This window comes from Pseudoalteromonas sp. T1lg75 (assembly GCF_002964705.1).
Classification (GTDB): Bacteria; Pseudomonadota; Gammaproteobacteria; order Enterobacterales; family Alteromonadaceae; genus Pseudoalteromonas.
Map to the genome: position 1 here is coordinate 40986 of NZ_PQCD01000049.1, position 20879 is coordinate 61864.

Here is a 20879-nt window from a genome sequence, read left to right on the forward strand (position 1 = left end):
GATACCCCTGCCAGGGTATCACCCCAAACGGCATCTTTTGATGCCGTTTTTTTCTACTCAAATTAGACAGTAGCTTGCGTGCTTAACGCCTACAGTTCTGCCAACTCACACGATTATAGCCAGTCCGGCAAACTGTCCATGGCAAGCAAGGCATCAAAGTCGATGCGCTCGCGAATAATACTGTATCTCTTGCCCTTGACCAGCACCTCCGGGGCATTAAGGCGAGAGTTATAGTGTGAAGCCATCACCGCGCCATAAGCACCGGCACCCATAATGGCAACCAGGTCGCCTTGTTCACACTCGCCAAGACGGCGGTTTTTGGCGAAGGTGTCGCCGGTTTCGCACACCGGGCCGACTATGTCATAAACCGCTTGGGTGGGCTTTTGCTCCACGGTCGCAATATGATGGTAGGCATCGTACATGCTGGGGCGGATCAAGTCATTCATGGCCGCATCCAGGATCAAGAAGGTGCGCTCTTGCCCTGTTTTCACGTATTCCACTCGAGAGACCAGGACGCCGGCATTGCCGACCATGGAACGCCCAGGCTCGACGATAATTGTGCAGCCAAGATGACCCAGGTGTTTTTTGGCATGCTCGGCGTAGGTAGTGATATCCGGCTCATCGCTGTGCTCGCCGTAGTTAATGCCGAGGCCACCACCGATATCGATAACCTTGATGGCGATGCCTTGGGCTTTAAGAGTGTCGACCAATTCTGCGACCTTGGCAAAGGCGGCGGCAAAGGGCTCGAGGTTAATCAGCTGTGAGCCGATATGCACATCCACACCTGTGACCTCTATGCCTGGTAAAGAGGCGGCCTTAAGATAAAGCTCGGGCGCCAAATCGATATTAATGCCGAACTTATTCTCCGCCAGACCCGTGGTGATTTTGGCATGGGTTTTGGCCTCAACGTCCGGGTTCACGCGAATAGAGATGCGCGCCGTGGTATTCATTTCCACCGCCAGGGCACTGATGCGCTCTAATTCCGGCTCGGACTCCACGTTAAACTGTAAAATGCCCTGGGCCAGGGCAAAGCGGATTTCCTGCTCGCTTTTACCCACACCGGCGAAGACGATTTTCTCCGCCTTAATGCCGGCGGCCAGTGCGCGGCGGATCTCGCCCTCGGAAACGGTATCGGCACCGGCACCCAATTGCGCCAAGGTGGCTAAAATTGCCTGATTGGAGTTGGCTTTTACGGCATAACAAATTAAGCTATCCAGCCCTGCAAACGCGTCGCTGTAGCGCTGGTAATTACTGGCAATAGCCTGAGCTGAGTAACAGTAAAAGGGGGTGGGGATGTGTTTGGCAAGCTCGCCGATGGTGACATCTTCAACCTGCATGTGCTGATCCACATAAGGAAAGTAGGGAAGTGGCTGCATAACTAAAAAATTACAGTTGAATGAAAACTAATTGAATAATCTATGCTCATTTGCAAGACTATTCAAGCTTTATAATAACAAGGATAACACCATGTCTTGGTATTCCATTTTGCCGCCGCTGGTAGCAATTGCAATCGTCTTTTGGCGTAAAGAAGTGATCATGGCCCTGCTGTTGGCCGTGGCAACATCCGAGTTCTTACTGGCGATAAGTGGCGAGGGTAATACCTTATTCTATACCTTTATCAATACCATAGAGCGCGTGGTAGCGACGGCCTCATCGCCGGGTAACAGTCGCGTCATTCTCTTTAGTGTGCTTATTGGCGCGCTGCTCGCCTATATTCGCGAGTCCGGTGGTGTGGCCGCAACCGTGAACATGTTAATCGGCAAGGGGGTGGCCAAATCAAAACGCCAGGTGGGCTTTTTAACCATGTTCTCCGGCATTGCCGTATTTATTGAATCCAACCTCAGTGTACTGACCGCCGGTATCCTATCGCGCGGCTTATTCGATAAGTTTAAAATGAGCCGCGCCCGTCTAGCCTATATTATCGACAGTACCAGTGCCCCCGTGTGTATCCTTATTCTCCTTAATGGCTGGGGCGCTTATGTGCTCGGGCTGCTGAGCAACTATGAGCTAGAGCAATCGGCGGTAAGTATTTTATGGGGCAGTGTCGCCTATAACTTTTATGCCATCATCGCCTTGTTGATCGTTGCTTACACCATCGCCTTTGATAAGGTGCATGGGCCTATGAAGGAAGCGGAGCAAAAGCTTGAGCGTTTGGAAGTGAATGTGCCCACCGAGGCAGACAAGGGCACCAAGGCCAGCTTTATGCTGGTGCCTTTACTGACCCTGGTGGTATCCATGGTCGGCTTTATGTTCTGGACCGGCAATGGCGACATTGCCGCCGGCAGCGGCTCTAAGTCGGTGCTTTATGCCACCATTTTATCCTGTGTTGTGGCCTATTTCCTGCTGAGCGCCAGCAAGCTCTTCAGTCACCATAAACTGGTCGAGATGGGCTTCAAGGGCATGGGTGAGTTACTGCCGCTGGTGGCCATCGTCTTGTTATCCATGACCCTGGGCGCCAGCCTTAAAGAGCTGGGAACCGGCGTTTTTGTGGCCTCCTTGGTGGGGGATTATCTGCCCATCACCTTGGTGGTGCCCATGCTGTTTTTAACCGGGGCGGTGATCTCCTTTACCACGGGCACCTCCTGGGGCACCTTCGCCATTCTAATACCCATTGGCGTGCCGTTAATCCAGGCCCTGGGTCTGCCACCTTCACTGGTGCTGGGTGCCATCCTAGGGGGCGGCGTATTCGGCGATCATTGTTCGCCAATTTCCGATACCAGTGCGGTGTCGGCCATTGCCTCCGGATGTGATCTCCTCACCCATGTGAAAACCCAGATGCCTTATGCCTTGGTGGGCGGTGCCTTAACCCTGGTCGCCTACTTCCTGGTGAGCCTGGCTGTGCTCTAGGCTGAGTCGCTAAATAGCGCTATTTATTGCCAACAGGCGGGGGTATAATGCCCCCGCTTTTTATTTTCAGTAGGGCACCCGCATGACCTTGGAACAGATAGACAAAACCCGCTACCGTAAGCATCTCAATATGGTGATAGTTGCCTGTATAGCAGCCTTAGTGGTGGGCAGTCTAGGTATCGCGCGAGTCTTGATCCTTGCTCTTCCTAGCGACAGCGGCAGTCACTTCCATTGGAACCTGCTGGGTGTTGTCGTCAGTTGTGTCGCCATCGGTTTTGCCCTTAAGCGTGTCGAGCATCATCCCTTTATGACCGAGGTGGTGTATGTGTGGCGTTTGAAGCAGGCGCTAAATCAGATCACCCGTAAGTTGGCCAAGATTAAGGCGGCGGCGGAGCAGGGCGATGTGCAGGCCATGCACGCACTGCAATTTAATTACAGCGGTTCACGGCAGTTGTGGCAGCTTGACGATAACACCATCACCATGGATGAACTGGCCATTTCCCAGGCCCAGCTTGATACTTTGGCCCAGCGCTACAATGTTGAGGCCGATGCCAGTCGCTATCAGAGCGAGTACCTTAAGCAGCTGTAGCGGCGAGGTTTAGTCTGCGGCGAAGGCCACCGCATTTTTATCCCCGCGTTTGACCCCATACATGGCCCTATCGGCGGCAACAATCAGAGACTTGAAATCGCCGCCGTGTCTTGGTGAGACCGCCACCCCGATACTGGCTCCCACGGCCACCTGCTCGGAGTTGCTTAATGTGGTGGGCTGGCAGAGGGCTTGATGCAGTTTAGTGGCCAGTTGCATGGCCTGCTCTTTTTCGAGTGCATCAACCACCACCACAAATTCATCACCGCCCCAGCGAATACAGAGATCATCCTTACGCAGGTTTTGCCTAAGCTGTTGTCCGACATAACGTAAAATCTCGTCACCGGCATCATGACCATAAATATCATTAATGGGTTTGAAGCCATCCAGATCGATAAGCATCAGGGTGACATTTTGCTGCGCTGCTAAGCGCTTATCCAGCTCGCGCTCGGCGCCAATGCGATTAAGCAAGCCGGTGAGTTTGTCGGTGCTGGCGGCATGGTTCAAATGGGCCAGTTGCTGTTTGTGGCTACTGATATCATGGATGAAGATCTGCAAATAAGATTGCTGTTGCTGTGCGTAGCTGCGCGTTACCAGGATATGCACCCAAATAGATTGGCCGGTGGTGTCGTTAAGCAATTGATACTCTCCCCGGGCCACATCGTCCTGATCCAGGCTATCGCGTATGCGCTCGACCAAGGTGTCACCGTCTTTAAAAGCCTGCGCTACCAACTCAAAGAGGCTGTCGCAGATACTCAGATTGAGGCGGGCCAGCAGCTTTTCCGTAGAGGCATTGTAGAGCATGATCTGTCCCTGCTGGGTGGCCAGGATCATCGCCGAAGAGGCGTGCTCAAACAGCAATTGCAGGCGATTGCCGAGCTCCTGTACCTCGCTGCGCAGGGCGCGCTCCTGGCTAAAGTGTGACTCCGCCACCGCCAGCATGTTGTTAATGCTTTTGGTCATTTCGCCGATTTCGCTGTCATGCTGGGCAAAGGGGACGGTGAGGCGATTGTTGGAACCGGCGGTGATTTGCTTTAGCTCGGCACTGAGTCTGGCCATGGGCTTGGCAATAATAAAATAGGCGAGGATGATGAAGGTCAGCAATAGAGTACTGGTTTGTATTAGCAGCAGGGTGACGCTGCTTTGGGCTATATTTCTGGCGCCTTGCTGAATGCCTTCTTGAGCCGGGGTCAGAGCTATATAGCCGACGACATCATCGGCTAAAAAGGGGTGGTAAAGGGGATAGGGCAAGGCGGTATGGGGGTTATGTTCGCCACCGCTGGCCAAGAGTTCGTCTTCACTGCTGATCACCGCCGCCAGAATTATGTCGTTTTTACGTAAGCCGTTGATCACTTCCAGAGCCAGGTCTTTGTCTTTAAGGTAGGCGGCGATGGACGCCGTGCTGGCCACGGTTTTATGGAGTTGTTCGATGGCGCGCTGGGCCTTATCAACCTCTTGCTGATAAATGCTTTGATAGTAATATTTGACGGCGCTCACACCGACAATCAAGGAGGTGAGGACCAACACCATCGCCAGGCGTAAAATCAGGCTGTGCTTATTGAGCAAGTGTATATACCACCTTCACATCGTTGGTTACATCCTTTAGCTTTACATAGCCAATGGCATTGTCAATGTCTCTCACCCGCTGCAAAACCTCGGTACTGCTTGCCATGCTTTGTGGTGATTGGGCGTGGCCGCTGAATTTTACCCGCGACCAGTAAGCGTTAATACTGCCAATGGGTTTATTGGTAAGCAACTGATAAAACTCGCGGCGCAGCACTGAGTCATGGGGCATATCCAAGGGGGAAGCGCGCTCGCCATTAGGAAAGGCTATGAGCTTACCCATGTACAGGTCGATCAGTTGTTTGGTTGTCAGCGCTTTCGTGGGATTGTCGATATTCACAATCACGGCGATGGCCTCGGCGCCGCGTGCCGATAAGCTGGTGCCGAGCAGGGTCAGTATCAGGGCGGCAAATACCTTCATATTAAAACACCCAATCGATACTGGCGCTGAGCACCAAAAATGAATCTTGCGCCGTCATATCTTGCTGACGCAGCATAAACTGATTATCGGCTCGCTTAAGGTCTACGTATTCGACCTGCAATTTGGCCGCCATATCGGCACGAAAATCATAGCGACCACTGAGCGACAGGGTCGATTGGTCATTAATGTAATAGTTATAGCTGCGCTCTATTTCGCGATAGAGGGCTTCGCTTAACAGCGAAGGGGCCTGCGCCTTGGGGATATTATTCTCTTTGCCATCGGTAAAGGAATAGCCCAGTTGCAAGCTGTACTCTTGCCAGCGTTTGCCTATATTCAGGTAGCCATTGATCACATGGGTCAAAATATCACTGTTGGCATCGATATAGGCAAACTCGGATTGCAAATAGTAGTCACCACTATCATAGCGAGCCCCTACGGTGGTGTAGCGTAACCGACTGCCGACCGGGTTCATATTGCCCAGTAATGCCGCCAGCTGTGGCCAATCGTTCGGGGTTATGCCCTGCGCGGCTTGGCGGATCTGCGGATAATGACCAATTTCTTTGCCACCGATGCGCGCCTGACTGTGATTAAGGCGCAGCAACCAATTATGCTGCTCAAAGGCCAGGGTAACGCCGGTGAGGTCTTCCAGATCTAGCTGCCATTGATACTCAAGATTCGATAAATGATCACTGGAATGGCCATAGTACCAGCGGCTGGAGAAGGTGCCCTCGTCGGTGGCATGGGCACTGGCCAGTTCAATGCCGTCGATACTTTGGTGCGGGATCAGGCCATAAAACTCTACCGGAGCATGGGTTTCGGTGTAGGCATAGCCGGTATTACGGTAAGGGCTCATCATAAACAAGTCCAGCGCACTGCGCCCGAGCTTGATGTTCCAGCTGGCCGACGGGGAATAGTTTATAAAGGCGAGTTGGGTCAGCTGATCCAGATCGTAGTCTAGCTGGCGCTTAAGCACCCATTGCCCGGTCAGCGCCCATTGCTCATTGAAGCTCTTATGTAACTGCACGCCGATGCGTGACAGCGAGCCAAAGTCTGCTTGTTTGCTTTTGCCGTTATCGTCCGAGACATCATTGCGAAAAGCCAGTTCATTGGAGTCGGTATAACTGACGCCTAAGGTGGCAAAACCACTTACTTGGGTTGGTGCTGCATCACTGATAATGGGCTTGCACAGCAGGGCCGCAGCGGCTAGAAAACAACGAGATAAAGACATTGGACTCCTGCAAAAACAAAAAAGGAGCCACGGTTGGGCTCCTTGCTCTACTCATCGAGATTATAAAAAGGTAAACAAAAAGTAGCAATAAAAACAAGCGGATTGTGCCTTTGTTGCCAATTATGCAGTGCTGAAGCAGAGTAAGAAGGCGGTTGAAAACACCCGCCATCTCCCCTAGTCTTGGGCGCAAGATAATAATTATAAAGAGTAATCTGGTGCAATACTGGCAGTATCTAAAGGCCTTGGGGCCAGGCATTTTAATGGCCACCGCGGCAATCGGCGGCTCACATCTGGTGGCTTCAACCCAGGCAGGAGCTTTATTCGGTTGGCAAATGATCTGGTTGATTATCGCCGTCAACCTGTTGAAGTATCCGTTTTTTCGTTTCGGCGTTGAATACACATTAGTCACTGGCAATAACCTGGTGGCCGGTTATAAAAGCCAGGGCCCCTGGTATTTTTACTGCTTTTTTGCCCTCAATATTATTGCCGCCATCGTTAATACCGCCGGGGTCTTACTACTGACGGCGGCGCTGTTGCATTATGTGGTCGGCGGCGCCATTAGCTTGACGGTGCTGTGCATCATTATTCTACTGTTTTGCCTGACGCTCTTGGTGCTCGGGCATTATCAGGCGCTCGACAGCGCTGCCAAATGGATTATGGCGGTGCTCGCCATCAGTACCATAGCAGCGCTAGTGATAGCCCTGTTTAAAAGCGGTGGTGTGCCCATGAATGCGGCCGCTGATTTCACCCCGCCCGACCTGCTGTCGCTGACGGCCTTAAGTTTTATTGTGGTATTGATGGGCTGGATGCCGGCACCCATAGAAATTTCCGTGGCCAGCTCTTTGTGGTTGCAGGCAAAGCGGCAGCAAACCCAGGTGCCACTCAAGGCGGGGTTGTTTGATTTTAACTTCGGATTTATCGTCACCGCTTTACTGGCACTGGTGTTTTGCTCTTTGGGGGTACTCATTCAGTATGGCGGCAATACGCAAATTGCCCTGGCGGGAGTGGCCTTTGCCCAGCAATTGATCGATATGTACACCAATACCATGGGCGAGTGGTCGCGATGGCTTATCGCCACCGTGGCCTTTTTATGTATGCTGGGGACTACGTTAACTGTACTCGATGGCTATGCGCGGACCTTGTACACCGGCACCAAGTTGATGCCTAACTGGTCGTTGCCAAAGCATTTAAATACCTGGCTGATCATGCAGGCGGTGGCGGGAATGGCGGTGATCCTGTTTTTCAAAAGCAATTTAAAAGAGATGCTGACTTTTGCCATGACCCTGGCGTTTTTAACCACGCCGGTATTTGCCTGGTTGAATATGCGCTTGGTGCGCCAAACCAAGATTAAACAGCCGCTGTGGTTGCGGCTGTTAAGCTGGTTGGGCTTGACGTATTTGGTCGGCTTTAGCCTTGGGTTTATCGGCCTGCAGATTTGGCTGCGCTGGGGATAAATCTAGGTCAGCATTTTTATTGCGGCGCTGATGCCGTCCAGGGTCAGGGGAAACATACGGCTTTGTTCGCCCTTGGCCATTAACTGGTCGATCATCTCGATGGAATGATAGTAGCGCCAATGCGTTTGTGGCTGTGGATTCAGCCACACCACCTTGTCGAAATGCTGGGTAATGCGCTGCAGCCAGGCGGCGCCGGGCTCCTCATTCCAATGCTCAACACTGCCACCGGGGTAGGCGATTTCGTAAGGCCCCATGGTGGCATCGCCGACAAAGATAACCTTGTAATCGCGGCCAAAACGCTGCATCAGACTGTGGGTGTCTATCTTCTGGTCATAGCGGCGGGCATTATCCTGCCACACCTGCTCGTAAACACAGTTATGGAAGTAGAAAAACTCCAGGTGTTTAAACTCGCCATGAGCGGCGCTAAATAACTGCTCGCACAGTTGAATATGGTCGTCCATGGAGCCACCAATATCGAACAACATGATCACATTAACGGCATTATGGCGCTCCGGCGCCATTTTCACATCCAGCATGCCGCCTTGTTTGGCGGTGGCGGCTATGGTGGCGCCTAAGTCCAGGGTATCGCTGGCTCCGGTGCGGGCAAAGCGGCGCAGTTTTTTCAGTGCCAGTTTCATGGTCCGCGAGCTGATATCGGCCTCGCTGTCGAGGTTGCGGTATTGGCGTTTATCCCACACCTTAACGGCGCGGCGCTGGCGCGAGCCGGGTTGACCGATGCGCACTCCCTCCGGGTTATAGCCATAGGCGCCAAAGGGCGAGGTACCGCCTGTGCCTATCCATTTATTGCCGCCGGCATGGCGTTTTTGCTGCTCTTCAAAACGCTTTTTGAGCTCTTCCATCAGTTTTTCGAGGCCGCCCATGGCCTCAAGTTGGCGTTTTTCTTCGGCGCTCAGCTGTTTTTCAAATTCCTTGCGCAGCCAGTCCTCGGGAAGCTGGTATTGCGCCTTCAAAGCGTCGAGCAGGTCGATATCCTCAATGCCACAAAAGTAATCGGCAAAGGCCTTATCGAAGCGGTCAAAATGGGTTTCATCCTTCACCATTATGGTACGGGCTAGATGATAAAAGGCTTCGCTGTCGGCAAACACCACCCCGGCCTGTAATGCACCAATGAGGTCGAGCAACTCTCGCAGGCTTACCGGCAGGCGGTATTTTCTTAAGGTGAAGAAAAACTCGATGAGCATTAGCGGCGACTCATAAAGGCCAGTTTTTCAATCAAGGAAACGTCTTGCTCATTTTTCAGTAGAGCACCAAAGAGCGGCATAAGTCCGCCTTTAGTGGCGCTGCCATGTAAAACCTCGGGCGCTATGTCTTCGGCCATCAAGAGCTTAAGCCAGTCCAACAGCTCGCTGGTGGAGGGCTTTTTCTTCAGTCCGTCGACCTGACGCAAACCAAAGAAGACCTCTAAGGCTTCACGCAAGAGCTTTTGTTTGATATTCGGGTAGTGAACGGCGACGATTTTGTGCATTTCCTCGGCGCTGGGAAAATCGATGTAATGGAAGAAGCAGCGGCGTAAAAAGGCGTCCGGCAGTTCTTTTTCGTTGTTTGAGGTAATGATCACTATGGGGCGTTGCTCGGCACGGACGCGCTCACCTGTCTCATAAACGAAGAACTCCATTTTATCGAGCTCTAACAACAGGTCGTTGGGGAATTCGATATCGGCCTTGTCTATTTCGTCTATCAGCAGCACCGGACGCGGCTCATTCTCCTTGGCGCCAAAGGCCTGCCACAGCTTGCCTTTAACTATGTAATTGCCGATATCATGCACGCGCTCGTCGCCGAGTTGTGAGTCGCGCAGGCGCGATACCGCATCGTACTCATACAGGCCTTGCTGGGCTTTGGTGGTGGACTTGATATGCCATTGGATCAGTTCGCTGCCGATACTATTCGCCAGCTCTTCGGCCAGCAGGGTTTTCCCCGTGCCCGGCTCACCTTTTATCAAAAGCGGTTTTTCTAAGGCGATGGCGGCATTGACCGCCTGTTTCAGGGCGCTACTGGCAATATAATGGTCGGTTGAATCAAAATGCACGTGGAAATTCCTAACACTGGTCAGACATCGAATTAGCCTAGTCTGCCATAGTTGGCATTTACTACCAAGTCGGCTTGTGACAGCGCCGCCACAGATGCGTATAATGGCCCCATTAAACGAGTGCAGCAGGCATAAGCACGAATGAACTATCTTCCTTTGGATGAGTACGCCAAGGCGTGGGTGTTTCGACACCAAGAACTTTTAATACCGGCGCCGCAATTGGCGCAAATCAAACCCATGACCGCCACCCGCGCGGCGGTATTGTGGACCACCTTTATCAGCCGTGACAAAGATCACCCGGACTTTTTCACCGACGCCGATTGGGTCAAACAGGCTCAGCACTGGCCCCACGATGACGTGTTTTGGGAGCGGGCGTTTGAAGCCGGTGACGCCATCCCTGAGGAAATTCTTGCTCATCTGGACTGGCAGGACAACACGACTGTGTATTTCTGCATCAGTCGTGACGAGGTAATCGAAACCCGTTTCGATGTATTTAAGCAGCACTGGCAGAACTTTATGTTCTTAGCCGATGGCAGCTTCTTAATTGGTAAAAAACGCCCGCAGGTGGTGCAGTTTTTAGAGTCGGGTTTTGCCCGCCTAGGCCAACAGCCGGGGTAATTTATACGGCCTCCCCATGGTGCTTCTCAAATTTTGCGCAACTATGGTATAAACTTAAGCACAACCAGTGGGAGGCAATGTGCGGCAACAACCATCGCAGCAAGCAGACTTATTTGCACTCGATCAACAACGAGTGCTGTATGCCGAATTGTGTAATGCCTTTTATGCCCGCGAGTTGCACCGCATAAGCCAGCAATTAACGCATCAAGGCGATGGCACACGTTTGGCACGTTTGCTCGACAGTCTGCCCTATTACGTGGAGCGCGCCGCCTTTCATATCGTTCATGGTCATTGCCCGTTAACCTTGGATGGGCAAAATGGCAGTTGGATAGCCAAACAGGCGAGTAGACCGCCACAAAGCGATAAATCCGCTAATTTAGCGTTTTTTAGCGCTTATGCCGAAGTCGGTATTTTAGTACCATTACTGGTTACGCAGGGGCGGTTGCAATTTGTGGTGCTCGATACCCTTGACCAGGTCAGCAGCAACCGTTTGCATTGTAATCAGGCGGGCTGGTTTGATCTCGACGGCCAATATCGCGATACGCGATTAAGCTCGGCCCAGGACGTGCAGTTACTGGTACCCAATAAAAAACACTTTACACCGGCTTGTTGCGGTCACCGCTGGCAACAACACAAGGTGACCTCACCACGGACTTTGAGCCTGAGAGAAATGCTATTAACAACACGAATTAACTGGAAAAACTTTAAGCAACCACTGCCGATGAAGGAAAGCTAATGCGATTATTCCAATTGGGTTTGTTGGCATTGTTGCTGTATCTGCAATACCTGCTGTGGTTTGGTCACAACGGCATCGAAGACTATAGCCGTTTAACCAAGGCGGTGGCCAATCATGAGCAAACGAATCAGCAATTAAATAAGCGTAACAAGTTACTCGAAGCCGATATACAAGACTTAAAACTGGATTTGGAAGGGGTCGAAGAGCGTGCCCGCCATGAGCTGGGTATGATCAAGCCTGGAGAAGTGTTTTATCGGGTCCTACCGAGTAAACAATCAGAGACAAAACAATAACGCAAAGTAGTTATATGAGTGAAAATCACGGCATTATTGCCATAGTGCCCGCCGCCGGAGTTGGTGCGCGGATGCAATCTCAACGCCCTAAACAGTATTTGGAACTACAGGGCAAAACCGTGCTAGAGCACAGTCTGAATAAGCTCGCCCAGGTGGCGGCGGTCAAGGGTATTACCGTGGCCATAGGCGCCCATGACGAGTACTTCGCCGAGCTGCCCATCGACTCCCAATTTGTGAATACGGTTATCGGCGGTAAAGAGCGCGCCGACTCCGTGCTTGCCGCCCTTGATGCCCTTGCAGCAACTCCACCGCAGTGGGTATTGGTGCATGACGCCGCCAGACCCTTGGTTAGCCCCGCCGACATCGAACGTCTGATTACACAATGTCAGCACTATGGCGAGGGGGGCATCTTAGCCGCCAAGGTAAGGGATACCATCAAGCGCGGCGACAGCCATGTGCAGCAAACCATAGAGCGTGAGCACCTTTATCAGGCACTGACGCCACAGTTTTTCCCTTATGCTCAGTTGCGTAAAGCCTTGCGTGACGCCTTAGCCTGTGGCGCCACCATCACTGATGAAGCATCGGCGATGGAGTGGGCCGGACACCCGGTGCGTTTAATCGCCGGTCGCAGCGACAACTTTAAGTTAACTACCCCAGAAGATTTGCAGCTCGCTAATTTCCTGTTAGCGCAACAGATGACGGAGATTTTATGATTCGAATTGGCCATGGTTTTGACGTGCATCGCTTTGGTGGTCATGGGCCGCTCACCATAGGTGGGGTAAAAGTAGATTATGAACAAGGGTTTATCGCACACTCAGATGGCGATGTTGCTATTCATGCCCTGTGTGACGCCTTGCTCGGGGCCATGGCGCTGGGCGATATTGGCAAACATTTTCCCGACACCAGCGACGAATTTGCCGGCATAGACAGCCGTATTTTGTTGCGTCGAGTCATGAGCGAGGTGCATGAGCGCGCCTTTGTGGTTGCCAATGTCGACCTGACCATAGTGGCGCAGGCGCCGAAGATGAGTCCGCATATTGATGCCATGCGTGGCTGTCTGGCGGCGGATCTGGCAATCAGCCTGGACCAGGTTAATGTCAAGGCCACCACCACGGAAAAGCTTGGCTATACCGGGCGTAAAGAGGGCATTGCCGCCCATGCGGTAGCCCTGTTGGTTCAGCAACCATGAAAGAGCCTTCAACCTCTGGGCAACAAGCGCCTTTAGCGCCGGAGAAAAATGATCCGATAGCATCGCTACAGTATTTGTATGGCAAACCCAGCGCCACGGCGGTCTTTAAGCGCCTGCCGGAAGATTTTATGGTTGATGAAGAGTTGGGTTTTGAACTCGATGGCAGTGGCGAGCATGTGTGCTTGCATGTGATCAAGCGCGGTATCAACACGGTCAATGTGGCAAAAAAAATCGCCAAATTTGCCAAGGTGGCGCCACGGGATGTCAGTTACGCTGGGCAAAAAGACCGCCAAGGTGTGTGTTCGCAATGGTTTAGTGTGCCAGTGCCCATTAAACAGGAGCTGGACTTTAGCGCCCTTAACGATGAGCAAATTTTTGTGGCCAAACAGGTGCGCCATGGTCGCAAGTTGCGTACCGGCTGCCATAAGGGCAACCGTTTTACCATAGTGCTGCGCGAGGTGAGCGAGCCGCTGGCAGTGCTCAGCCGCATCAATGCGGTGCGCCAAGGGGTGCCGAATTATTTTGGCGAGCAACGCTTTGGTCACGATGGCCATAACTTGGTGATGGCGGAACGCATGTTTGCCGGTGAGCAAATTCGCGATCGTAAACTAAGGTCTATGGTGATTTCTGCCGCCCGCTCTTATATTTTTAACCAGATTGTCAGCCTGCGCGTGGCCGAGCATGGCCTTGCCAAAACCCTGCAACATGAAGTCTTTATGCTCAGTGGCAGCAACGCATTTTTTACCGATGCCATTACCCCGGAAAATATTACTCGCCTGGTGGAGGGTGACATCGAGTTGTCGGCGCCCTTGGTCGGCAAGGGGGAGAAGGGACTGGTTGAGGAAGAGCAGCAGTGGTTGTTACCCTATCAAAGCTGGTGTCAGGGCTTGGCCGAGGTCGGCTTAAAAACCGAGCGTCGTATGCTGCGCTTATATCCGGAAAACTTACAGGTAAAAATGCCCACGAGCGACTCGATTGAACTGAGCTTTTCGCTTAAAAAAGGGTGTTTTGCCACGGCGTTGTTACGAGAATTGGTGGACTACCGCCAGTGCGAAAACAGTATTGCAAGGAGTCATGATGAAGATATTGCTGAGCAATGATGATGGCGTACATGCCAAGGGCATAGCAGCCCTGTATCAGGCCTTAAAAGAGATAGCCGATGTCGATGTGGTTGCTCCGGACCGCAATTGCAGCGGTGCCAGTAACTCGCTGACGTTAATGAATCCATTGCGGGCGCAGAAATTGGAGAATGGCTTTATCAGCGTAAATGGCACCCCCACGGATTGTGTCCATGTGGCCCTAAACGCGCTGTTTTCCGAGCAGCCGGATTTGGTGGTAGCCGGTATTAACCATGGTGCTAATTTAGGGGATGATACCCTGTATTCGGGCACGGTGGCCGCCGCCACCGAAGGGCGCCATATGGGTCTGCCTGCCATCGCCGTGTCCTTGGTTGGTCATGATTGTACGCACTTCGAAACCGCCGCCCAGGTAACCGTTGACATCATCAATAAACTAAAAAGTCATCCCTTACCCAAAGATCAGATCATCAATATCAATGTTCCCGACGTGCCCTACAGCGAGCTAAAGGGCGTCAAGGTGACCCGCTTGGGCGCCAGACACAAGGCCGAAACCATGACCGCCCAGCGCGATCCCTGGGGCCGGAAGGTGTATTGGTATGGTTCTTTGGGGCCGGAATTAGACGCCGGAGAGGGCACAGATTTTGCGGCTATCCGTCAAGGCTATGCCTCGGTCACGCCCTTGAGCGTAGATATGACAGCCAGAGAAAGCATTGCTCCATTACAGCACTGGTTAGCGGAGCAAGACAATGATCACTAACTACAAACGCAGCGCCGGCTCATTGGCCAAGCTGCTGGCTCACGAAGGCATTAGCGACGAACAGGTGCTCGAGGTGATGGCGAAAACGCCGCGCCACCTGTTTATCGATGATGTATTGCAACATAAAGCCTACCAGAACACTGCCTTACCCATAGGTCAGGGGCAAACCATTTCTCAGCCCTATATCGTGGCGCTGATGACCCAGGTATTACGCCAGCATGGGGTGCACGATAAGGTGCTGGAAATTGGCACTGGCTCGGGCTACCAAAGTGCTATTTTGGCGCAGCTGTTCGACAAGGTGTATTCGGTTGAGCGCATCAAGGCCTTGCAATGGCAAGCGAAGCGACGTTTACAGCAGCTTGATTTGTACAATGTGGCAATGAAACATGGCGATGGCTGGAAAGGTTGGGCGTCACAAGCGCCCTTTCAGGGGATTATCGTTACCGCCGCGGCGAAAACCGTGCCACAGCAGTTGCTGGAGCAACTCGACGAGGGCGGGGTGATGATAGTGCCCATAGGCGATGCAGAGCAAAAATTGATGCTGTATACTCGCTGCGAAAATGAGTTTAAACAACAAGTCATAGCCGATGTGCGCTTCGTGCCACTGGTGCCTGGCGATATAATTTAAGGATATTCTTTGCGCCTCTTTACTGCTTTGTACGACGCCGCGCTGCGTTGGGCAAGACACCGCCATGCCGAGCGTTATCTTGCTGGAATGAGTTTTGCCGAATCGGTTATTTTCCCCGTGCCCCCCGATGTGATGCTGGCCCCCATGTGTTTGGCCAAGCCCTCTACGGCGTGGCGCTTTGCCTTGCTGACTACCTTGGCCTCGGTGATCGGCGGCATCCTGGGTTATGCCCTGGGTTATTGGCTTTTTGAGCCTGTGGTTGAGCCCTTGATTGCCTCCATGGGCTGGCAGGATAAATTTGACCATGCGCTGGCCTGGTTTAAGGATTATGGCGTCTGGGTGGTGTTTCTTGCCGGTTTCTCACCCATTCCCTATAAGGTCTTCACCATAGGTGCGGGCTTGTTACAGATGGCCTTTTTGCCCTTTTTACTGGCCTCGGCCATAGGCCGCGGAGCCCGCTTCTTTTTGGTGGCGGCGCTGATGAAGTGGGGTGGCGCGCGCATGGAAGAAAAGTTACGCCAATATGTGGAAATCTTGGGCTGGCTTGTCGTCGGCCTGGCAATCGTTTTATATTTAGTACTTCGCTAGCTAATGGAAGGGCGCTGCATGAGTTTCAAAAACACCAGTTTATTGCTGCTGGTTTCTTTTGTTATTAGCGCCTGCTCCTCTCGCACCGCCCCTGCGCCGGTTTCCTCTCTGGAAACTGGTCAGGCCAAGGTGACACGTAAAATTCATATAACCGGTGAACATTACCGGGTGCAAAAAGGCGATACCCTCTACTCCATTGCATTTAGTGCAAAGAAAGATGTGCGCGAAGTCGCGAAAATAAACGGTATTAAACCTCCCTATACCATTTATCCCAATCAACTCATTTACCTAGAATCTCAGTGGCTAAAAAAGAAAAAGCGAGAAAGATACCTTAATTCGAGTAAAAAGCCTAGAAAAACAGGTCAAAAAACCAAAGAAAATATCAAGAAAGAGGTTGCTAAGCCGAATCAACGGGAGTATGTTCAGAATAAGACTAGTAAAAAAAATGTTAGCAAATCGTCAGGAGCAGCTAACAAAATAAAGTGGAAATGGCCCACCCGGGGGAAAGTAACGCAAGGTTTCTCCAACCGTGAGAATGGCTACAAGGGATTGCAAATAGCGAACAAAACAGGAACGGCTATCTCAGCAGCGGCGGACGGTGTGGTTGTTTACGCTGGGGACGCGCTCAGGGGATACGGTAATTTAATCATCGTGAAACATAACGATGATTATCTTAGTGCCTATGCGCACAACTCGCGTTTACTAGTGAAAGAAAAACAGGATGTCAAAGCAGGGCAAAAAATAGCGGAAATGGGTAGCTCCGAGTCTTCTATCACTGCACTTCGGTTTGAAATACGGTATAGAGGCAAGGCGGTAAACCCAGTTAATTTTTTACCTTAGCGCGACGGGCAATAAAAGTAATTTAGTGTAGGGACAAGTCTAAATTACACGGGAGGGTACTCTGATGGGTCAAACCGCAAAAATTGAAAGCACGAACGACAACAGTAATGATTCGGACGTCCTCGATGAGCCAAAGGAAGAACTCCTTGAGCAGGTTGAAGACGATAATGACGATGAGTTGTTTGCCAAAGACGACAACGTTAAAAACCTCGATGCCACGCAACTATATTTAGGTGAGATTGGCTTCTCGCCGCTGCTAAGCGCCGAAGAAGAAGTCTATTTTGCACGTAAGGCGCTGCGCGGTTGTGAAGCATCACGCAAACGCATGATCGAAAGTAACCTGAGGCTGGTGGTAAAAATCGCCCGAAGATACAACAATCGTGGTCTCGCCCTACTGGATCTCATCGAAGAGGGTAACCTGGGTCTTATCCGTGCGGTAGAAAAGTTTGATCCAGAACGGGGTTTTCGCTTTTCAACCTATGCCACCTGGTGGATACGCCAAACCATAGAGCGGGCGATCATGAACCAAACCCGCACCATTCGCCTACCTATCCACGTAGTTAAAGAGCTCAATGTTTATTTACGTACCGCCCGCGAGTTAACGCAGCAACTTGACCATGAACCGACCGCCGAAGAAATCGCCGAGCGTTTAGATAAACCGGTGGAAGACGTATCTAAGATGTTGCGTTTGAACGAAAAAATTTCCTCTGTCGACACCCCAATCGGGGGAGACAATGATAAGGCGTTACTCGATATCATAGCCGATGAGAAGGGCCGAGGTCCCGAAGGGGAAGTGCAGAATAACGACATCAACAGCCACATTGTCCATTGGCTTGATGAATTAAACCCGAAGCAAAGGGAAGTATTGGCACGCCGTTTCGGTCTATTGGGTTATGAACCTTCAACCCTGGAAGATGTAGGTCGCGAAATTGGCCTGACTCGAGAGCGAGTTCGACAAATACAGGTGGAAGCGCTGCGTCGTCTTAAAGATATGCTGCAGCACGAAGGGCTCAACACCGAGAGCTTGTCGGCAGCGCCATTGCCGTTAATGGCCGGCTGTTGCTCGAGCTGTTTAAGCTTGCGTTTGGCATTGCTGATCACCGCCTTGGGCACGCCGGCGAGAGCCGCGACCTGCAGACCGAAACTCTTGCTTGCCGGCCCTTCTAATACCTTATGCATAAAGGCAATGGTGTCATTGTGCTCTATGGCATCAAGGTGCACATTGACCAGTCCCGACTCCTGCTCCGCCAGTTCGGTGAGCTCAAAGTAATGGGTTGCAAACAAGGTCTTGGCATTGATCTTATGCGCCAGATAATCTGCCGTGGCATAGGCCAGGGAGAGACCGTCATAGGTACTGGTGCCGCGACCAATTTCATCCATTAATACCAGGGAATGCTGGCTGGCATTATTCAAAATGGTGGCGGTTTCCGTCATCTCAACCATAAAGGTTGAGCGCCCGGAGGCCAGGTCGTCACTGGCACCGATACGGGTAAATATGCGGTCGACTAGGCCGATATTAGCGCTTGCTGCAGGCACATAACAGCCGATGTGGGCCATTAGTACGATCAGCGCGGTTTGACGCATATAGGTAGATTTACCGCCCATATTGGGACCGGTGATCATCAACATGCGACGCTGACTATTAAGCTCTATGGGGTTGGCGATAAAGGGGTCGCGCATCACCTGTTCGACCACAGGGTGGCGGCCTTCGCTAATGCTGATGGCATCGCCTTCATCAAGCGCCGGCTTGCAATAGTTCAGGGTCAGCGCGCGCTCGGCAAAGTTATTGAGTACATCGAGCTCGCTTAGCGAGGCCGCTAAACGCTGTAAGCGCTCCAAGTGCGGGGCGATTAGCGTGAATAACTCTTCATAAAGCTGTTTTTCCAGTGCCAGGGCCTGTGACTGGCTGCCTAATACCTTGTCCTCGTGCTCTTTAAGCTCGGGAATAATATAACGCTCGTTGTTTTTTAGGGTTTGGCGACGAATATAGTGATCCGGCACCAGGTGCGAGTTAGCGCGGCTAATATCGATATAAAAACCATGCACCTTGTTGTAACCGATTTTTAGGGTGCTGATCCCCGTGGCTTGGCGTTCGCGCTCCTCCATGGCTTCGAGCACATCGGTGGCACCCTGCGAGAGGTTGCGCCAATGGTCGAGCTCCTGGTTATAGCCCTCGGCAATCACGCCGCCGTCGCGAATAAGCACGGGTGGATTGTCAATAATGGCGCGCTCAAGTAACTCCAATAGCTCTTCATTGGGCTCACAGGCATTGGCGATTTGTGCCAGGCGTCGTTGCGTAGCGGTGCCGAGCATGCCCTTTAATTCGGGCAGCTGTTGTAGCGCCGAGCGCAAACGGGACAGATCCCTGGGTCTGGCATTGCCCAGTGCTAAGCGGGCAACGATACGCTCGATATCGCCGACAGTGCGCAGTAAGGGATGCAGCTCAAGGTACCAGCCCTGCTCGATCAGGGATTCGATGGCATCGAGGCGCAGAGTCAGTTCATCGCGGCAGCGTATCGGGTTATGAATACGGCGCTTAAGCAGGCGTGAGCCCATGGGCGTGGCGGTTTTATCCAAAACGGCCGCCAGGGTGTTTTCTATCCCACCGCCCAGGTTTTGGGTCAGCTCGAGATTTTTTCGGGTAGCGCTGTCGAGTACCACCGCCTGACTGTCTTGCTCCAGGCTGATGGCGTTGATGTGCGGCAGAGCGGTGCGCTGGGTGTCTTTAACGTATTGCAGCAAGCAACCCGCGGCTACCAATCCGAGCTTGGCATCATTGACGCCAAAACCAATTAAGTCTTGAGTGCCAAACTGCTGGCACAGAGAAGTGATGGCGGTGTCCAGGTCGAACTCCCATTCCGGGCGACGACGCATGCCTTTGATATGCTCGATAAGGCCCATATCGCTGAAGCTTTCCGAATACAGCAGCTCGGCGGGGTTAAGGCGTTGTAGGGTCGATTTAAAGGCGTCGGCGTCGGCACACTCGACGATATTAAAGCGTCCGGAATTGATATCCAGGTAGGCAACACCAAAATAGTCGCTGCTGCCTTGGCACACACTAACCAGCAGATTGTCTTGACGTTCGTTAAGCAGGGCTTCGTCGGTTACCGTTCCCGGGGTAACGATACGTACTACCTTGCGCTCAACCGGGCCCTTGCTGGTAGCCGGATCGCCAACCTGTTCACCAATGGCCACCGATTCACCAAGCTGAACCAGGCGTGCCAAATAATTTTCTACCGCGTGATAGGGCACACCCGCCATAGGGATCGGAGCGCCGCCGGCTTTGCCGCGGTAAGTCTGCGAAATATCTAATAACTCTGCCGCGCGGATGGCATCATCGAAAAACAGCTCATAGAAGTCCCCCATCCGATAGAAGAGTAAAATATCGGGATGTTGTGCCTTAATGCGCAAGTATTGCTGCATCATTGGGGTTTGTTGTTTTATATTATCTTCACTATAGAGATTTGCCGACATGCACTCACTCGAATAAGGATGGTTATGAACTTACAACAAAGGTTTACTGCCAATACACAAACCCTTGCCGCGCAACTGGGCGTTATTTTAACGGATAAGCAGATGATGATCACTACCGCTGAGTCATGCACCGGCGGTGGTATTGCCTATGCCATTACCGACACCCCAGGAAGCTCACGTTATTTTGCCGAAGCAGCGGTGACATACAGCAATGAGGCCAAGCAGGAACGCCTTGGCGTATCAGCGCAAACCCTGGCCCAATTTGGTGCCGTCAGCGAACAAACCGTCGCAGAAATGGCACGCGGCGCGGCCCATGCGGCGCAAGCGGATGTGGCCGTGGTTACCTCGGGCATTGCCGGTCCGGATGGCGGCAGTGATGATAAGCCGGTGGGATTGGTATGGTTTGCTGTGTACTTTGATCAGCAGGTCTATACCGAAGAGTGCCAATTTAATGGGGATCGCGCCTATGTGCGTGAGCAGGCCATCAGTCACGCCTTGGACATGGTAGTAAAAATTTTAGAATCTGCTTGA

21 protein-coding genes and 1 pseudogene are annotated in these 20879 nt (G+C 52.2%); 15 read left to right on the forward strand and 7 right to left on the reverse strand.

Features of this window, described 5'->3' with window-relative positions; all coding sequences use genetic code 11:
- Window positions 1-113 precede the first annotated feature (113 nt).
- Window positions 114-1337 carry a diaminopimelate decarboxylase gene (gene lysA, locus C2M36_RS10320; protein WP_234399155.1) on the reverse strand — a complete coding sequence of 408 codons (1224 nt, stop codon included), beginning with the start codon at window positions 1335-1337 and terminating at the stop codon, window positions 114-116.
- Window positions 1338-1467: 130 nt separating this feature from the next.
- On the opposite strand from lysA, the gene C2M36_RS10325 reads away from it, so the two are divergent.
- Together C2M36_RS10325 and C2M36_RS10330 are read left to right on the forward strand one after the other, a co-directional pair.
- Window positions 1468-2847, forward strand: coding sequence for a Na+/H+ antiporter NhaC family protein (locus C2M36_RS10325; RefSeq protein WP_105254837.1), 1380 nt, complete (start codon window positions 1468-1470; stop codon window positions 2845-2847).
- Between the two features lie 82 nt (window positions 2848-2929).
- On the forward strand, window positions 2930-3436 hold the full coding sequence (locus C2M36_RS10330; protein WP_105254838.1) for a DUF3087 domain-containing protein: 507 nt from the start codon (window positions 2930-2932) through the stop codon (window positions 3434-3436).
- A 9-nt stretch (window positions 3437-3445) separates the two neighbouring features.
- Here C2M36_RS10330 and C2M36_RS10335 read toward each other — a convergent pair whose 3' ends face one another.
- The 3 genes from C2M36_RS10335 to C2M36_RS10345 are packed head-to-tail and all read right to left on the reverse strand — an operon-like array spanning window position 3446 to window position 6645.
- Window positions 3446-4999 (reverse strand): sensor domain-containing diguanylate cyclase, encoded by a 1554-nt coding sequence (locus tag C2M36_RS10335; RefSeq protein ID WP_105254839.1) that lies wholly within the window; start codon window positions 4997-4999, stop codon window positions 3446-3448.
- Entirely contained in the window at window positions 4989-5417 is a 429-nt protein-coding gene (locus C2M36_RS10340) for a hypothetical protein (RefSeq protein WP_105254840.1), read from the reverse strand. The genes C2M36_RS10335 and C2M36_RS10340 overlap by 11 nt, the downstream gene beginning before the upstream one ends.
- A 1-nt stretch (window position 5418) precedes the next feature.
- The gene (locus C2M36_RS10345) at window positions 5419-6645 is read right to left on the reverse strand and encodes a hypothetical protein (RefSeq protein WP_105254841.1); all 1227 of its coding nucleotides are present in this window, start codon (window positions 6643-6645) and stop codon (window positions 5419-5421) included.
- Window positions 6646-6905: 260 nt separating this feature from the next.
- Between C2M36_RS10345 and C2M36_RS10350 the strand changes: the two genes are divergently transcribed.
- Window positions 6906-8099, forward strand: a complete 1194-nt coding sequence (locus tag C2M36_RS10350) for an NRAMP family divalent metal transporter (RefSeq protein WP_105255186.1) — start codon at window positions 6906-6908, stop codon at window positions 8097-8099.
- 2 nt (window positions 8100-8101) lie between these two features.
- Here the strand turns inward: C2M36_RS10350 and C2M36_RS10355 are convergent, their stop codons facing one another.
- Together C2M36_RS10355 and C2M36_RS10360 are read right to left on the reverse strand one after the other, a co-directional pair.
- Window positions 8102-9301 (reverse strand): vWA domain-containing protein, encoded by a 1200-nt coding sequence (locus C2M36_RS10355; RefSeq protein ID WP_105254842.1) that lies wholly within the window; start codon window positions 9299-9301, stop codon window positions 8102-8104.
- The gene (locus C2M36_RS10360) at window positions 9301-10146 is read right to left on the reverse strand and encodes an AAA family ATPase (protein ID WP_105254843.1); all 846 of its coding nucleotides are present in this window, start codon (window positions 10144-10146) and stop codon (window positions 9301-9303) included. The genes C2M36_RS10355 and C2M36_RS10360 overlap by 1 nt, the downstream gene beginning before the upstream one ends.
- A gap of 141 nt (window positions 10147-10287) precedes the next feature.
- Here C2M36_RS10360 and C2M36_RS10365 point away from each other — a divergent pair, with 141 nt between their 5' ends.
- The 11 genes and pseudogenes from C2M36_RS10365 to rpoS form a co-directional block, all read left to right on the forward strand.
- Complete coding sequence (locus C2M36_RS10365) at window positions 10288-10764, forward strand: DUF2947 family protein (protein ID WP_105254844.1); 477 nt, start codon at window positions 10288-10290, stop codon at window positions 10762-10764.
- 79 nt (window positions 10765-10843) lie between these two features.
- Window positions 10844-11500 carry a hypothetical protein gene (locus C2M36_RS10370; protein WP_199883040.1) on the forward strand — a complete coding sequence of 219 codons (657 nt, stop codon included), beginning with the start codon at window positions 10844-10846 and terminating at the stop codon, window positions 11498-11500.
- Window positions 11500-11793, forward strand: a complete 294-nt coding sequence (ftsB, locus tag C2M36_RS10375; protein ID WP_105254846.1) for a cell division protein FtsB — start codon at window positions 11500-11502, stop codon at window positions 11791-11793. The genes C2M36_RS10370 and ftsB overlap by 1 nt, the downstream gene beginning before the upstream one ends.
- Window positions 11794-11807: 14 nt before the next feature.
- Entirely contained in the window at window positions 11808-12506 is a 699-nt protein-coding gene (gene ispD / locus C2M36_RS10380) for a 2-C-methyl-D-erythritol 4-phosphate cytidylyltransferase (RefSeq protein ID WP_105254847.1), read from the forward strand.
- Window positions 12503-12982, forward strand: a complete 480-nt coding sequence (ispF, locus tag C2M36_RS10385; protein ID WP_105254848.1) for a 2-C-methyl-D-erythritol 2,4-cyclodiphosphate synthase — start codon at window positions 12503-12505, stop codon at window positions 12980-12982. The genes ispD and ispF overlap by 4 nt, the downstream gene beginning before the upstream one ends.
- A 56-nt stretch (window positions 12983-13038) precedes the next feature.
- The gene (truD, locus tag C2M36_RS10390) at window positions 13039-14082 is read left to right on the forward strand and encodes a tRNA pseudouridine(13) synthase TruD (RefSeq protein ID WP_105255187.1); all 1044 of its coding nucleotides are present in this window, start codon (window positions 13039-13041) and stop codon (window positions 14080-14082) included.
- The gene (surE, locus tag C2M36_RS10395; RefSeq protein ID WP_105254849.1) at window positions 14060-14818 is read left to right on the forward strand and encodes a 5'/3'-nucleotidase SurE; all 759 of its coding nucleotides are present in this window, start codon (window positions 14060-14062) and stop codon (window positions 14816-14818) included. Before truD ends, surE begins: the two co-directional genes overlap by 23 nt.
- Window positions 14808-15446, forward strand: coding sequence for a protein-L-isoaspartate(D-aspartate) O-methyltransferase (locus tag C2M36_RS10400; protein WP_105254850.1), 639 nt, complete (start codon window positions 14808-14810; stop codon window positions 15444-15446). The genes surE and C2M36_RS10400 overlap by 11 nt, the downstream gene beginning before the upstream one ends.
- Before the next feature lie 9 nt (window positions 15447-15455).
- Window positions 15456-16034 carry a YqaA family protein gene (locus C2M36_RS10405; protein ID WP_105254851.1) on the forward strand — a complete coding sequence of 193 codons (579 nt, stop codon included), beginning with the start codon at window positions 15456-15458 and terminating at the stop codon, window positions 16032-16034.
- Between the two features lie 18 nt (window positions 16035-16052).
- The gene (locus tag C2M36_RS10410; protein ID WP_105254852.1) at window positions 16053-16874 is read left to right on the forward strand and encodes a peptidoglycan DD-metalloendopeptidase family protein; all 822 of its coding nucleotides are present in this window, start codon (window positions 16053-16055) and stop codon (window positions 16872-16874) included.
- A gap of 64 nt (window positions 16875-16938) precedes the next feature.
- Window positions 16939-17841, forward strand: a pseudogene (rpoS, locus tag C2M36_RS10415) (RNA polymerase sigma factor RpoS); the annotation flags it as partial.
- On the opposite strand, the gene mutS reads toward rpoS, so the two are convergent.
- Window positions 17766-20348 carry a DNA mismatch repair protein MutS gene (gene mutS, locus C2M36_RS10420; RefSeq protein ID WP_234399156.1) on the reverse strand — a complete coding sequence of 861 codons (2583 nt, stop codon included), beginning with the start codon at window positions 20346-20348 and terminating at the stop codon, window positions 17766-17768. The pseudogene rpoS and the gene mutS sit on opposite strands and share 76 nt — an antisense overlap.
- Before the next feature lie 24 nt (window positions 20349-20372).
- Here mutS and C2M36_RS10425 point away from each other — a divergent pair, with 24 nt between their 5' ends.
- Entirely contained in the window at window positions 20373-20879 is a 507-nt protein-coding gene (locus C2M36_RS10425; protein WP_105254853.1) for a CinA family protein, read from the forward strand.

Bases quoted from the DNA above. Each gene is read 5' to 3' on its own strand.
- lysA (WP_234399155.1), bottom strand. From the start codon at position 1,337: ATGCAGGTTGAAGATGTCACCATCGGCGAGCTTGCCAAACACATCCCC.
- C2M36_RS10325 (WP_105254837.1), top strand. From the start codon at position 1,468: ATGTCTTGGTATTCCATTTTGCCGCCGCTGGTAGCAATTGCAATCGTC.
- C2M36_RS10330 (WP_105254838.1), top strand. From the start codon at position 2,930: ATGACCTTGGAACAGATAGACAAAACCCGCTACCGTAAGCATCTCAAT.
- C2M36_RS10340 (WP_105254840.1), bottom strand. From the start codon at position 5,417: ATGAAGGTATTTGCCGCCCTGATACTGACCCTGCTCGGCACCAGCTTA.
- C2M36_RS10345 (WP_105254841.1), bottom strand. From the start codon at position 6,645: ATGTCTTTATCTCGTTGTTTTCTAGCCGCTGCGGCCCTGCTGTGCAAG.
- C2M36_RS10350 (WP_105255186.1), top strand. From the start codon at position 6,906: ATGGCCACCGCGGCAATCGGCGGCTCACATCTGGTGGCTTCAACCCAG.
- C2M36_RS10355 (WP_105254842.1), bottom strand. From the start codon at position 9,301: ATGCTCATCGAGTTTTTCTTCACCTTAAGAAAATACCGCCTGCCGGTA.
- C2M36_RS10365 (WP_105254844.1), top strand. From the start codon at position 10,288: ATGAACTATCTTCCTTTGGATGAGTACGCCAAGGCGTGGGTGTTTCGA.
- ftsB (WP_105254846.1), top strand. From the start codon at position 11,500: ATGCGATTATTCCAATTGGGTTTGTTGGCATTGTTGCTGTATCTGCAA.
- ispD (WP_105254847.1), top strand. From the start codon at position 11,808: ATGAGTGAAAATCACGGCATTATTGCCATAGTGCCCGCCGCCGGAGTT.
- ispF (WP_105254848.1), top strand. From the start codon at position 12,503: ATGATTCGAATTGGCCATGGTTTTGACGTGCATCGCTTTGGTGGTCAT.
- surE (WP_105254849.1), top strand. From the start codon at position 14,060: ATGAAGATATTGCTGAGCAATGATGATGGCGTACATGCCAAGGGCATA.
- C2M36_RS10400 (WP_105254850.1), top strand. From the start codon at position 14,808: ATGATCACTAACTACAAACGCAGCGCCGGCTCATTGGCCAAGCTGCTG.
- C2M36_RS10410 (WP_105254852.1), top strand. From the start codon at position 16,053: ATGAGTTTCAAAAACACCAGTTTATTGCTGCTGGTTTCTTTTGTTATT.
- mutS (WP_234399156.1), bottom strand. From the start codon at position 20,348: ATGTCGGCAAATCTCTATAGTGAAGATAATATAAAACAACAAACCCCA.
- C2M36_RS10425 (WP_105254853.1), top strand. From the start codon at position 20,373: ATGAACTTACAACAAAGGTTTACTGCCAATACACAAACCCTTGCCGCG.